12 protein-coding genes are annotated in these 14,336 nt (G+C 36.8%); 3 read left to right on the top strand and 9 right to left on the bottom strand.

From position 1 onward, the window contains the following. The first annotated feature begins 7 nt into the window (after positions 1-7). A complete protein-coding gene (locus tag H1R81_RS04680) occupies positions 8-1,318 on the top strand; it encodes a cation:dicarboxylate symporter family transporter (protein WP_181839504.1) in 1,311 nt (436 codons plus the stop codon). Between the two features lie 125 nt (positions 1,319-1,443). Beyond that, a complete protein-coding gene (locus tag H1R81_RS04675) occupies positions 1,444-3,720 on the top strand; it encodes an NADP-dependent malic enzyme (protein WP_181839503.1) in 2,277 nt (758 codons plus the stop codon). A 99-nt stretch (positions 3,721-3,819) separates the two neighbouring features. On the opposite strand, the gene H1R81_RS04670 is transcribed toward H1R81_RS04675, so the two are convergent. The 7 genes from H1R81_RS04670 to H1R81_RS04640 form a co-directional block, all read right to left on the bottom strand. Beyond that, positions 3,820-4,218 (bottom strand): DUF2752 domain-containing protein, encoded by a 399-nt coding sequence (locus tag H1R81_RS04670; protein ID WP_181839502.1) that lies wholly within the window; start codon positions 4,216-4,218, stop codon positions 3,820-3,822. A gap of 9 nt (positions 4,219-4,227) precedes the next feature. Next, entirely contained in the window at positions 4,228-4,698 is a 471-nt protein-coding gene (locus H1R81_RS04665; protein ID WP_181839501.1) for an RDD family protein, read from the bottom strand. Between the two features lie 152 nt (positions 4,699-4,850). Beyond that, complete coding sequence (locus H1R81_RS04660; RefSeq protein ID WP_181839500.1) at positions 4,851-5,669, bottom strand: hypothetical protein; 819 nt, start codon at positions 5,667-5,669, stop codon at positions 4,851-4,853. Positions 5,670-5,747: 78 nt separating this feature from the next. Further along, positions 5,748-6,467: a bacillithiol biosynthesis deacetylase BshB1 gene (gene bshB1 / locus H1R81_RS04655; protein ID WP_181839499.1), complete on the bottom strand. Its 720-nt coding sequence runs from the start codon at positions 6,465-6,467 to the stop codon at positions 5,748-5,750. A 225-nt stretch (positions 6,468-6,692) separates the two neighbouring features. Next, complete coding sequence (locus H1R81_RS04650) at positions 6,693-7,814, bottom strand: M23 family metallopeptidase (RefSeq protein ID WP_181839498.1); 1,122 nt, start codon at positions 7,812-7,814, stop codon at positions 6,693-6,695. Between the two features lie 90 nt (positions 7,815-7,904). Further along, entirely contained in the window at positions 7,905-8,846 is a 942-nt protein-coding gene (gene trxB / locus H1R81_RS04645; protein ID WP_181839497.1) for a thioredoxin-disulfide reductase, read from the bottom strand. A 128-nt stretch (positions 8,847-8,974) separates the two neighbouring features. Beyond that, a complete protein-coding gene (locus tag H1R81_RS04640) occupies positions 8,975-10,849 on the bottom strand; it encodes an OmpA family protein (protein WP_181839496.1) in 1,875 nt (624 codons plus the stop codon). 88 nt (positions 10,850-10,937) lie between these two features. Between H1R81_RS04640 and hemJ the strand changes: the two genes are divergently transcribed. Further along, the gene (hemJ, locus tag H1R81_RS04635; protein WP_181839495.1) at positions 10,938-11,480 is read left to right on the top strand and encodes a protoporphyrinogen oxidase HemJ; all 543 of its coding nucleotides are present in this window, start codon (positions 10,938-10,940) and stop codon (positions 11,478-11,480) included. Positions 11,481-11,645: 165 nt separating this feature from the next. Here hemJ and H1R81_RS04630 read toward each other — a convergent pair whose 3' ends face one another. After that, entirely contained in the window at positions 11,646-12,245 is a 600-nt protein-coding gene (locus tag H1R81_RS04630) for a porin family protein (RefSeq protein WP_181839494.1), read from the bottom strand. Positions 12,246-12,389: 144 nt separating this feature from the next. Then, the gene (locus H1R81_RS04625; protein ID WP_181839493.1) at positions 12,390-14,336 is read right to left on the bottom strand and encodes an LTA synthase family protein; all 1,947 of its coding nucleotides are present in this window, start codon (positions 14,334-14,336) and stop codon (positions 12,390-12,392) included.

The following is a 14,336-nucleotide window of genomic DNA, read 5'->3' as shown; positions in this document are numbered from 1 at the left end:
ACACAATATGAAAAAACTATTCACCAACCTTACATTCTGGGTGTTAACTGCCATTATTTGCGGTATTCTTTTAGGTCATTATAATCCGGAATTTGCTTTAAAACCTATCATCGAAACAGGCATCAAACTCAATCTTTTTATTTCAGAATTTGAAATAAAAACCTCATTCAGCGAGTTTCTGAGCAGTATTTTCATAAGTACGGTAAAACTATTCATTAACCCAATTATATTCCTGACTATCACCTTAGGTATTATTTCAATGGGTGATCTGAAAAAAGTGGGTAAAGTAGGTGCCAAAGCATTAATCTACTTTGAAATTGTGACCACAGTTGCTCTGATTGTAGGTATTTTTGTTGCCAACATTTTACGCCCGGGTGATGGTGTTGTCACACAGGATATTAAGGGTGGCGATATATCAAAATACACCCAAAGTGCTGACCATTTTAGCTGGACAAAATTCTTCTGGGACAATGTAACACTTCAAGTATTGGTCGTAGCGATTATTTTAGGCATTATTTTAAGCAACTACTCAGGCCGCCAGTCGGTCGTGAATTTTCTTTCTCCAATTTCCAGAAAAGTATTCTGGGCCTTACACAAGGTTATGTTGCTTGCCCCTATTGGTGCTTTTGGAGGAATGGCCTTTACTATTGCTAAATATGGCATAAAAACATTGCTTCCATTAGCTAAACTTATGGGTACCGTTTATACAACTATGGCAGTATTCATTTTTGTGGTACTTTATTTTATACTCCGCTATTATAAAATCAGTCTTTGGAGATTTTTGAAATATATAAGAGAAGAGTTGTTAATCGTATTAGGAACCTCTTCTTCGGAAGCCGCACTGCCCTCTTTAATGGAAAAATTGGAAAGGATGGGTTGCTCTAAATCAGTAGTAGGCTTAGTTGTTCCGGCAGGATATTCTTTTAATTTAGATGGCACTACCATTTATCTTTCGATGGCTGTCATATTTTTAGCTCAAGTATTCAATGTCCACTTGGATATTCAGCAGATTCTGACCATCATCGGTATTCTGATGGTTACTTCTAAAGGAGCAGCAGGAGTTACGGGAAGTGGCTTTATTGTATTAGCCTCCACCCTGACTGCTATAAAAGTAATTCCGGTTGAAGGTCTTGCGCTTTTATTGGGTGTTGATAGATTTATGTCAGAAGCCCGTGCTATCACTAATTTTATTGGCAATGGAGTAGCAACCGTGTGGCTCTCAAACAACGAAAATGAATTTGACCGCAAGAAAATGAATTATGCTTTCAATCATATAGAAGCACAGGAAGATATTATCATCGACAATATTAGAAACTAAAATAATCATATTTCATCAATTAAACTATCTTTCAGAGCCTTGAAACAGGCCAAAAAGGATATTTCCTTCTATCTAACAATTTTCTATGCTTACCTTTGTGCATAGGAACAAAAACTTATTCGAAAATGAGTACGAAAAAAACACTGAAAGAAGAAGCCTTATATTATCATGCCAAGGGTCGACCTGGCAAAATAGAGGTGATTCCATCGAAAGAAACGGCCACTCAAAGAGACCTGACATTAGCTTACTCACCTGGTGTTGCAGACCCCTGTATGGCAATCTACGAAAACCCTGAAGATGTCTATAAATATACAGCTAAAGGCAATCTGGTGGCGGTAATTTCTAATGGCACAGCTGTATTAGGTTTAGGTGATATTGGCCCCGAAGCAGGAAAACCAGTAATGGAAGGGAAAGGACTTTTATTTAAAATATATGCCGATATAGATGTATTTGATATAGAACTCAACACCAAAGATGTTGATGAGTTTGTAAGAACTGTTAAGATTCTTGAGCCCACTTTTGGCGGGGTGAATCTGGAAGATATTTCAGCTCCTGAGTGTTTCGAAATTGAAGAGCGACTGAAAGCAGAAATGAATATTCCTGTAATGCATGATGACCAACACGGCACCGCCATTATTTCTGCAGCAGCTCTATTGAATGCCCTGGAGTTGGTGGATAAAAAATTTGAAGAGGTAAAAATTGTCATTAACGGCGCTGGTGCTTCTGCTATTTCATGTACACGTTTATACAATTCATTGGGCGCACAAAAGAAAAACATCTTTATGTTCGATAGCAAGGGGCTAATTCACCCAAGCCGTACAAATCTTGATGGTAAAAAAATTGAATTTGCTAATGAGGCTATGTCTGCCGAAACTACTTTAGCTGAGGCATTAGCTGGAGCAGATGTATTCATTGGTTTATCGAAAGGAAATACGTTAAAGCAGGAAATGGTACAGTCAATGGCTAAAGATTGTATCGTATTTGCGATGGCAAATCCTACACCAGAAATTTCTTATGACGAAGCAATGGCAGCACGTCAGGACATTATTTTTGCTACAGGTCGTTCAGATTATCCAAATCAGGTAAATAATGTATTAGGCTTCCCATATATTTTCAGAGGAGCATTAGATGTGCGCTCGAAGGTAATCAATGAAGAAATGAAACTGGCAGCTGTAAGGGCTTTGGCCGATCTGGCTAAAAAGCCAGTACCTGATATGGTAAACTTAGCATATGGCGAAAACAATATGGTTTTTGGGAAAAAATATATTATCCCTAAACCAGTTGACCCTCGCCTATTGACAACCGTTGCGCCGGCAGTTGCAAAAGCTGCAATGGATACCGGTGTTGCAAAATTTCCGATTGTTGACTGGGAGGCTTATGACACACAATTATCTAAACGCTTAGGACAGGATAATACACTTAGCAAGGTGATTATTACAAAAGCCAAACAAAATCTTAAGCGTGTGGTTTTTGCTGATGCTGAAAACCTGACTGTACTAAAAGCGGCACAGCAGGTAATCGACGATGGTATTGCTATTCCTATTTTGTTAGGTAATGAACACCGGATCAATCAATTGGTATTAGAAAACCATATTGATGTTGCCGGAGTTGAAATCATTGACCCGCGTACAAGTAAAGAAGAAGCTCGCCTGCAGAAATTTGGGGATATTTTCTACGAAAAACGTAAACGCAAGGGCTTAAATAAGTTTGAAGCCAGAATGTCAATGCTGAATCGTAATTACTTTGGAGCCATGATGGTAGAGACTGGAGAAGCAGATGCAATGATTGGAGGTATGACCAGAAACTATCCTGAAACGATTCGTCCTGCTCTTCAAATTATTGGCCGCCAGGAAGGTGTGAAGAAAGTATCTGGTATGTATATTCTCATGAGCCGTTTTGGTCCACTATTCCTTGCCGATACTACAGTTAATTTCAACCCGACAACAGAAGAAATTGTTGAAATTACTGAATTAGCTGCAAAAGAAGTAGAGAAATTCAATATCAAACCAAGAATTGCTTTATTAACATACTCGAACTTTGGAAGCGCAGATGGAGACGACGCGTTAAAAATGCAAAGAGCAGTATCAATTCTAAAAGAAAAACATCCTACCATGATAGTAGATGGTGAAATGCAGGCACACTTACCTTTTGATCTGGATCTATTGCGTGAGAACCATCCCTTCTGTGATTTAGTCGATGGTGGTGCAAATACACTTATTTTCCCTAACCTATCAGCCTCTAACATTGCTTATAACCTGGTAAAGGAAATAGCTAATATAGAAAAAATAGGACCTATACTCTTAGGTATGAAAAAACCTGTTCACGTATTACAATTAGGAAGTTCAGTGAGAGAAATTGTAAATATGGTAGCTATTGCTGTTGTTGATGCCCATGTAAAATAATAAGGCTCAAATTCTTCAAAAAGGTGTTATCTGTATGAACTGATAGCACCTTTTTAATATACTTTTCTGGTTTTTAATTTCGTCTTACAAAGCTCAATTTCAATTTAAGGGTACTAAATAATTAAATGGCTTGAACGGAAAGTTTCTTAATAAAAAAAAGAGAATTACAAAGATTAAAATTGGAAGAATAATTTTATTTGAATAAAATTCAGGTGGGAACATTCTTTTTCCACTTAACTCTTCTAATAGCTTCAAACCTACGACAGGTAATATTAAGTAAATTAAAAGATTATCTTGCAATGCAGTTCCCATATGCCCATGTAACAAGGCATGGAATGCCCGCTGACCGCCACAGCCCGGACAATATAAGCCGGTAGTTTTATAAAAAATACATTGCATATTAGGTAAAAATCCCAATGATGGAAAATAAAAATAATAAGCGGCAATAGTGAATACTATTACCGCCAGTGATATTTTATATACTAACCTATTTCCCATAAGTTGGCCCTATGCTTCAACTACAAATGTTTTGGCAGCCATATCGTGTAAATTCTGCTCCTCTTTATTAAATAAACAAACCATTAGCAAAAAAACACAGAATTGGCCTGAAACATATTTTACCAATGCCCTTATAAATGCTTCACCGGTGGTCAGTTGTTCGCCGTTTTCTTTTACTACTTTAATTTTCATAATACTTTTACCAAGTGTGCCTTGCCGTGGCGAGGCTGTTAATAAAGCATCATAAACAATTGGTGCCACCATCGCAACAATTATTATCCCGAAAATACTTATGCCCCCTGTTACTGCCATAGCGGCTGCTTCGCCATCTGAGAGATCTCTTCCCCCCCCTAAGCCCAAAAACGCGAAGATCCCACCAAAAGGAAGCAATATCAACGTAAAAGCAATACCAAGAATGATACCATCAATAAAATAGGCAAGAAAGCGTTTGCCAAAACCGGCTAACCGAAAATTGTTCATAAGAAAATGAGTTTAGAGGTTTAGATAAGAGACTAGTTTAGATAACATTAAACTTCACCAAATCTAAAAAATAATTCCCTATAAATACAAATTTTCTCTTTAAAATATCCTATTAATCAATTAGTTGCAAATAATATTTTACTCAATGGCAGTCAGTCTTTTTTTATCAAATCCATTACCTTCACTTTTTCAAAAACATCTACATAACTTTTTACACTGGCATTATAAACTTTCACCCCTATACTCCTTGCATACTTTGCCAGCACTTCATAGCCATAAAAGGCTTTATGCAAAGAAAAAAGTTGCTGACTCATGTATGATGTTTCTCTAATCGCTATATCATAATCTTTCTGCCCGTAAAAGTGAGTGTCACTTACTACCAGATTATTTTCATCATCCAGTTTAATCATTTCATGCCATGAATGGTCAGCTCCAAACAGATAAATCTCTTTAAAACCCATATTTAATGAATAAAATAATGCCGCAACCAAAACGTTCTGGCACTGAGGTATCCCCAAGCCACGTTTAAATAGCCAATAGATAAGCCACGAATAACCTGACACGATCGTATAGTTGAAGGCGATAGGTTTTATCTGAGGATTCTGCGCCAGTTCATTTCTGAAATAGTCAGACTTCAACATTTTTACGGGTATAAATAAATTAAGCTCCCAGGAAGTATTTTCAATAAGCCCCCTTAGGCCAGTTCTGCCATGCCAATGGTCAGGATTCATAAAAGACCAGTCAAGCAACAGATAGTTTTTCGGCTTAATCTGAGTATATTCCTTGGTTGTAGAGAAAAGGTTTACTGCGATAAGTTCGAGTTTATTCAGAAATTGCAGGTCTCTTTCCAGTGTTATTTTTAGTGATGGACCATTACCCAAAATGCCACAACGAGAATTGGTAGTTTTGATTGTTTTAAGTGAGAAATCAGACAAAAATAGCACCTTTATCAAAGATAAGGCGCTATTCATAAAAAGATTGATTGAGTGTTGTACTGACAAAAGGAAATTAATCATAAGCGCTAATTTTCAATCAAAACAAAGCTATTATTAAATCAAATCAAAGAGGTCTTTTACACCAAGCATTTTGGTTTTAGTAAAACCCTCACCAAATCTGGCTCCGATACTATGCCCCATTTCCTGTGCACGTGCTTTCAGAAAATCTAAAAATTCCGGACTTGTCAGATATGATTCTGGTTCAGTGCTGTTAGGATCATGAAACTGGCTTTTGTAGGCTCGTATAGATGCCTCCTTCAAATCCCAGTATTTAGATATGTCTACAACTAAATCAGGTTTAATATAACGGTCTTGGATGTAGTGATATAAAAACTTTGGCCGCCAGGTAGTCTGTAATATCCCATCATCTTCATAAGTTTTTATCATTCTTAAGCCCGATAAAAAACAAGCATCTAACGCAAGTGCAGCTCCCTTTCCATGATCAGGGTGGCGGTCTTCAATCGCATTAGCCAATACAATATCTGGTTGATAGCGCCTGATAACCCTTATAAGCTTCATCTGATGCTCTTCGTCATTTTTGAAAAAACCATCTCTGAAACCCATATTCTCTCTTACAGATATATTTAGAATCTTACAAGCTGCGGTTGCTTCAGCAGCACGAATTTCAGGTGTACCTCGCGTACCTAATTCTCCTTTGGTAAAATCTACAATTCCTACTTTTCTACCTTTTTCAACAGCTATTGCCATTGTACCCCCGCACGACATTTCAGCATCATCGGGGTGAGCAGCCATAACAAGTATATCTAATTTCATGAATATTTAGTGAATGAGTTATTTCTTCTTGAACTTTGATATAACTGTTTTTTGGATTTCACTGATTATAAAACAGAATATTTTTTATCAATTACAATTAAGCAAAATACTCAGCTCAGGTAAATCATAAAATCTGTTAAATCACGGTTCAAGACAGCACTTTAATAATAAAAAAAAAGCGGCGCAAATAGTTTCACGCCGCCATTAAATATCATCTTAAAATTCTTATTTTACTCTTAATCGGTACCCCGGTCTCAATTTTGTAGAAAGTTTGATGCGATTCATTCTTGCTATATTCCCGGCGGTTGTATGAAAACGGTCTGCAATTTCAGAAAGCGTATCTCCTGAACGCACCCTTGTCCAGACTTTCCTGCTTACAGCTTGCGGTTCGTCAAACTCAAAGTCTCCTTTGCTTGCACCACCTCTCAGGTAATCATACACACGTGAAGTCATAGTAAACTCAGCAGAATTGATATCTATTTTTTCAGGATTAAAGGTAAATATATTCTTTGGGTCGAAAGGATTACCTTCATAGCGTGTTTCAAAGTGGAGGTGAGGTCCAGAGCTTCTTCCAGTACTTCCCCCCTTACCGATTTCATCCCCTGCTTTTACAACTGTATTGGCCTCAAAATTAATTTTCGATAAGTGTCCGTAAAGAGTTTCCAAACCGTTGTAATGTCTTACAACAACACATCGCCCATAGCCCCCATGTACCCCCGCCACACGAATAATACCATCAAAAGCAGCATAGATAGGCTCTCCTGTATCTAAGTCTAAGTCAATACCAGTATGCCAACGACGCCATCTCCAGCCAAACTGTGAGTTAGTTACACCCTTTGCCATTGGTCCAGACCAGTATCGGCCTTGAGAAATATCGTATAATTGAATCGGAACAACCTCTTCATAATCCTTTGCGTCAATACCATAGGGGTCGATTATATCAGTATTCCAAACCGAAAAATAACTGGCAATTTTTACCATATCATCGCTACCAGCAAACTGAGCTTCTTCTTCTATCTCAACAATTTCTATCTCTCCTTCATCAATAGATGAAGTATCTTCATGCACAGCGGCATTCAGCTCTTTAATAGGCTCAATTTTCAGATTACTACTTTTGTCAGATTTGGTTGCATTAAACTCATTAATAAAACGTAGTTTAGGCTCTTCCTCAAAACTAAACTCATCATCTTGTTTCTGAGGTTTGTTAAGATTCTTGTTTTTTGTTTCTTTCTGAGTAGAAGGAATAGTCGGTTTGTTCAGTTTTATCCCCCTTTCTCTTGTTGTTTGCGCATAACTTATGCTCAATAGAAAAAACAAAGCAATAATGGTAAATAAAGCCTTTCTCATTTTGTATTTTGTTTTTAGGTTGCCCTATAAAAAAGTATCAGCCAGACTGGTCTGATACTTTTTTATAACAATATTAGGCATTTTTATTATCTAATGCAAACTTTTCTCTGCTAAATACCGCTCTGCATCTAAGGCTGCCATGCAACCTGAACCAGCGGCCGTAACCGCTTGACGATAAATTTTATCCTGCGCATCACCGCAAGCAAATACACCCTCAATATTGGTTCTTGAACTTCCCTTGACTGTCTCTATATAACCTGCCTCATCCATATCAAGAAATCCTTCAAAAATCTGTGTATTAGGTTGGTGGCCAATGGCTACGAAAAACCCTGTTACATCTAAAAGTGACTCCTCTTGCGTGACATTATTCTTTATTCTTACACCTGTAACTCCATCATGTCCTAATACCTCCATTGTTTCTGTATGAAAAAGGATCTCAATGTTCGGGGTATTCTCAACACGCTTCTGCATAATTTGTGATGCTCTGAACTCCCCTTTACGAACAAGCATATATACTTTTTTACAAAGCTTTGATAAATAGTGGGCTTCTTCACAAGCCGTGTCTCCTGCTCCGACAATCGCAACGTTCTGCCCTCTGAAAAAGAATCCATCGCAGACTGCACAGGCAGAAACTCCATATCCGTTTAATCTTTGTTCAGACTCTAAACCTAACCATTTTGCAGAAGCACCTGTGGCAATAATAACGGTATTAGCAATGATTTCATGTGAGTCGTCAATAATAACTTTGTGTTCAAGAGGGGTAGAGAAATCTACTTTTGTAGCCATTCCCCATCTATTATCTGTTCCGAAACGCTCTGCTTGTTTTTTGAAGTCTTCCATCATTTCCGGTCCCATAATCCCATCAGGATAGCCCGGAAAATTCTCAACGTCAGTGGTAATAGTTAATTGTCCTCCCGGTTGACCGCCCTGATACATTACCGGTTTTAAACCTGCTCTTGCTGCATAAATTGCTGCTGTATAACCAGCAGGACCAGACCCTAAAATCAACACTTCTACTTTTTCTTGTGCCATTATATTGATAATCGTGAATGTAATGATTGTTAAACTTATCAGCTATTGATCTTGCTAATAGCCATATCTGATAAATGAACATAGTTTTTGAGATACAAAGTTCATCAAATTTGGTCGGATAGACAAGTTTACAGTATTTTCATTTCAATCCTACGATTAAACTGGCGGCTTTCTTCTGTATCATTGCTGGCAATAGGCCGAGTCTCTCCATAACCTACGGCTTTTATATTAGCAGCATTAACACCTTTACTAATCAGATAATTAACCACAGCCTCGGCTCGTTTCTGTGATAAGCCCAGATTGTCAGTGTCTCTACCAACATTGTCTGTATGTCCGGAAATCTCTATTTTAATTTTCGGGTTTGTTTCGAGAACTAACTTTAGTTTATCCAATTCAAAAAATGATTCTGGCTTTAAATCTGCTTTGCCCGAATCGAAGAAAATATTGTGCAATACAATGTCTGTATCTGGTTTAAAAGGTTGAAGAGCAATATTTACAACCTTACCGTTAACGTCAGTTTTCTCAGAAAAATCAAAAGATAGACTCACATTCAGATAATCATTCTTACTAATATATAAACCAAAGTGGCTACCATTAGGTAGTATGGCAGTATATTCACCAGTCATTGCATCCGATTGCACTCTTTCAAGAGTCTCCCCCGTTTTTAAATCAATCAATTCAATATCTGCAGATATATATTTCTTGGTTTGAGCGTCCTGAACAAAGCCTTTTACATAATTTACCCTACTGAACCGATTACTCAATTCTTGAGGAATATCAAATTCATATAGACGAGTCGTGTTTCTCGTATCTGACGAATAATAACCTTTTTTTCCATCAGAAGTCACAAATAATGCCACCTGGTCTTCGTGAGTATTAATCGGATACCCCAGGTTTTCAGGTTTTGTAAAAGTGTAAAGTTTTTGTTCCGTCATATAGAGGTCGAAACCTCCCAAGCCTGTATGGCCTTCAGATGCAAAGAAAAGTGTATGTCCATTGGCATGAATAAATGGCGAAATATCATCTTTTGGTGTGTTGATGGTATTACCTAAATTCAAGGCAGGTGACCAGACATTATTTTTCAATTCGCTTACCCATAGGTCTTTTTCACCAAACCCACCCTGCCTCTTAGAAGAAAAATACAATACATGACCATCGTTTGACAAACTCGGTTGAGATTCCCATTCTCTGGTATTAATGTTTGCACCTAAGTTCTCCGGTGCACTCCATTCACTACCTACCCTTCGTGAAATATATAAATCGCAGCTTCCGAAACTGTCTCTGGCATCACAGCTTGTAAAAACGAGTGTTCTTCCATCGGCCGAGATACTACAGGTTCCTTCATTAGCTGGCGTATTAATATTAGAGGAAATACTAACAGGTTTTGTCCATTTACCATCAACCAATTGAGAATAAAATAGATTTTCATCACCCTCTTCCGAACGGGCTGTAAAAATCAGGGTTTCATTGTCGGCTGTCAGTACAGGAAAATATTGATTATTTTTGAAATTGATAACCTCCCCCATATCACTTGCATCAAAGCTCAGCTTTTTTTTCTGGGCTTTAATTGCAAAGTTACAACTCTCCAATTGCTTGGTCAGTTGTTTCACAATCAGGCTATTGGGAGGTGAGTTTTTTAAAGAAAATTCTAAAAGCGTCTTCGCTTTTTCATATTCTCCGGCACGCAAAGCACGAGTACCGATATAGGTATATGCCTGACGATAGGTTGGCTCATTGGGTTTGAATTGAATAGCCTTGGCATAATACTTCAGCGCGTTGCCTTCATTTCGCACTGTTTCACTCATTTGACCTAACTTAAAATAAGCATCAGCATAGGTTGAATCTCTTTCAATCGCTTTCAGTAAACTTTCAGTGGCATCGTCCGATTTTCTGGCTACAAAACTCTTTATACCCTTGTTGTAATACTCCTTTGCCTTTGGGTCTTGTGCCATTGTAACATTAATCATACAGATTAATAAAAGTGACGAAAACAGCTTATTCATCTTAAAAATCAGTTTTATTGTTTAAACGTATGGTTTTGTTGCTTATTTTTGTGGGTTTATAAAATCATCAGTTTTAAATTATAACTTAATGCTTCATCTTTATCTTAAATCTCTGCATATCATAGGTTTTGTCTCTTGGTTTGCTGGATTATTCTATCTGGTTCGTATGTTCGTTTATTATTCCGAAGCCGAACAAAAACCCGAGCATCTTCAAGAGGCCTTTAAAAAAGAATATATTCAGATGCAGAAAAGAGCCTATAAGATTATCTGCAATCCTGCTATGATGATTACCTGGACATTCGGAATATTAATGCTCATTAACTCTCCTTATTTTCTACAACAAGGCTGGTTGCATATAAAATTAGTACTATTAGTTTTGTTAACAGGCTATCATATATTTTGCAAAAAAACTATTGAGCGCCTTGAAAAAGGAGAAAAATATATGGTATTTAACTCTTTTCAATACAGATTGTTAAATGAATTACCCACATTATTTTTAGTAGCTATTGTGTTACTGGCAGTAGTAAAAAACTTAATCAATTTTGTTTATCTGCTCTTAGGAATACTTGCCTTTGGATTTCTTCTCTTTCTGGCGGCAAAAGCCTACCGCAAACATAGAGAAAGTAAATAGAAAATACATCTAACAACAAACCTGAGATAAACAACACGCAAAGAAACAGCAAAAAATATACCGTTTTATACATTTTAGTAAACCAAAAACCCCTCCTCAGTAAAAACCAAAGAGGGGTTTAGGGAAGGGAGGTGAATCCCTTATTTATTTTCTGTGGTTTGATTATTATCTGATCGGAAAACTCACCCCCAAATTAATATTTACCCCGGTATTCTGATAACTTGTACTTGGCTCTTTAGTTATATCACCAAATCCACGAATGTATCTGACATCTGTATTTAACCATGTTTCACGTTTGATTCTGAAATTGAAACCTGCACCAATCTGACCTCCTACATCTGCTGAATTAAATACTTGCTGCCCGTTTGATAACTCATTACCGCCCTTATCTGTAGAACCAGCCAGAATACCTAAGTATGGCCCCGCAAACAATTTAGGACGTAAGGCATCACCTCTTTGTCCGAAATAATAAACAGCCAACACAGGGATCTGAATATAATGAATTCTCTCTAAATTTCCTCCATTTTGTACTTTCGTCCCCATTTGTGAGTAATTACCCTCTACTGTAACTCCAAAATTACTATTAATGCTATGATTTAAGAATAAACCTGCATTCAAGCCCGCTGCTACGTCAAAACTCTCTGCTTTTGGCGCGTATGATGTAAAATTAACCCCTAATTTCGGCCCCCATGAAGTAGTTGGTTGAGCATAACCTAATACTGACATTGAAAGCAAAGCACCTAATAAAAACAATTTGGTTTTCATGATAATGATATTTAATGGTATTTAGTAGTAAAAAAATTACGATTGTATATCATAAAATATCATTCCACAATGAGTTAATCAGTTATTAAATATTCGCTGTGGCAACGCATATACAGCGGATTGGGCAATATTTTCCCCATAAAATCATTTTACTGTATTCCTTATAATCCAATCGTTTTCAATTAAGCCATTTCTGTAAAATTGAATGTAGGCTTTCAATTTTTTAATGTATAAATCCTGATTTTTAATAAGCACTTCTTCTTTTTTTACATCATTAAAAAATTTTAATCTATCTTCTACACCTCTTTCCAGATAAAAAAGCCCTTGATTATCCTCTTGGGTTATCATTCGGTAAGTCCCTGAATTATATTGCAAAGCAATTCCATTGGTATTGGCAAAAACAGATTCCCCAAATGGTAAAACGCTATTCTGATTTATATTCAGAAAATCAAGAATACTGGGTAGTATGTCTGTATGTTGACAAACCTTGTAAGGGTTTGAAACCTTACGCAAGTTTTCTGAAACCTGCTCATCTCCATGAAACAAAATTAAAGGAACTCTATATGCGCCCAGAATATTGGCATATTGCGGTTCGGTATTGATTTGTGTATGGTCAGCCGTAATAATAAATAAAGTATTATTGAACCAGGCTTCCTTTGATGCTGTTTCAAAAAAACGTTTGAGTGCAAAATCAGCATAACCAATGCTCTCATGTACATTGGCTTTGCCTTTCGGGAATCTACTTTTATATTGAGCAGGAATTGTATATGGATGATGGGAACTCAATGTAAAAACACAACTTACAAAAGGCTTATTCTCTTTTGAAAGCTCCTTGGCAAAATATTGCAAATAGGGTTCATCAAATATCCCCCAGTTATGATCAAAATCGCGCTCTTTCAAAGTCTCAGGATATTGATCCAAACCATAATATCTGCCAAATCCAGCCTGTTGTGAGAACCCCTCAAAACCCATAGAGCCATTCCTTGCCGCATGAAAAAATGAAGTTGAGTAGCCCTTAGATTTCAGAATACTACCCAAACCGTAAAAATTATTAGATTGATACGATGTAGTAATAAATGGTTCATCAATCAATTGAGGAATAGAAGAAGTTATGGCAGGCATGGCAATGATGGACTCTCTCCCATTTGCAAAGCAATTTTCATAGAAAACTCCTCTCTTGGCCAATGAATCAAGAAAAGGTGTATAACCTTTATAAGGATTTTTATATCCCATATATTCCTTGGCAAAGCTCTCCAGAATAATAACTACAACATTCTGAGGTTTTCGGTTTTTAACAATACCCGAATCAATATGCATGGCTTTGTCTCTGCTAATTCTTTTTAAGAGTTGCTGTTGGTTCTCGGCAAAGAAATTTACTTTTTGAGTACCTTTAGCATCAATTGTAGTCAGAAACGTAAAAGTAGAATTAAGTGCAAGATTTCCTAAGTTGACATCATGCTGGCTAAATGCCTGATTAATTCGTAAGGGTTTTTCCTGCAACCCTCCTCTGAAAATAAGTACACTTGTACCAATAGCCAAAATCCATACAATAAGTTTTACATATTTGTTTTTAAAAATTATATCATTCTCCGCATAAACCCTTACCATATTTATTCGGGCTGTAACTGGTGTACCTTTCATAAAGATATAGCTGAGTATTGTCAGGATAAGAAAAAGGTACCAGTAAGCCCCCATCAAATTAAAAGCCTGCTGTCCAATGTCTCTCACAATACCGAAAATTTCAAAGATGGTTCGACGACCAATAAATTTATAATATTCTAAATCGGCAATATTCAACCAGAAGAAAGTAATATTAGGTATCCAATAGAGATATTTCAGGAATTTTTGATAAAATGCTGTATCTACAAATCTGAATGGCAATAAGGAGCAAACAGTTAGTAATGAATTACTTATAAAAATGGCAGACAAATCAAAAGGTAACCCTACGAGAAAAGATTCAAAAATTTCTCCGAATGTATTAGTCTGAAATGAATGCATGTTGAAAAGCACAAATAGCACCCGTAAAATAAAATAGAAGATTAAAAGCCAGGCTAATCTTTTGAACCAGACAATTAAATGTAAAAAATTCAT

The sequence above is a fragment of the Emticicia sp. BO119 genome, assembly GCF_013912375.1.
Lineage (GTDB): Bacteria > Bacteroidota > Bacteroidia > Cytophagales > Spirosomataceae > Emticicia.
The sequence above is the reverse complement of the archived record's forward strand: the minus strand, read 5'-3'. Positions and strand labels throughout refer to the sequence as shown.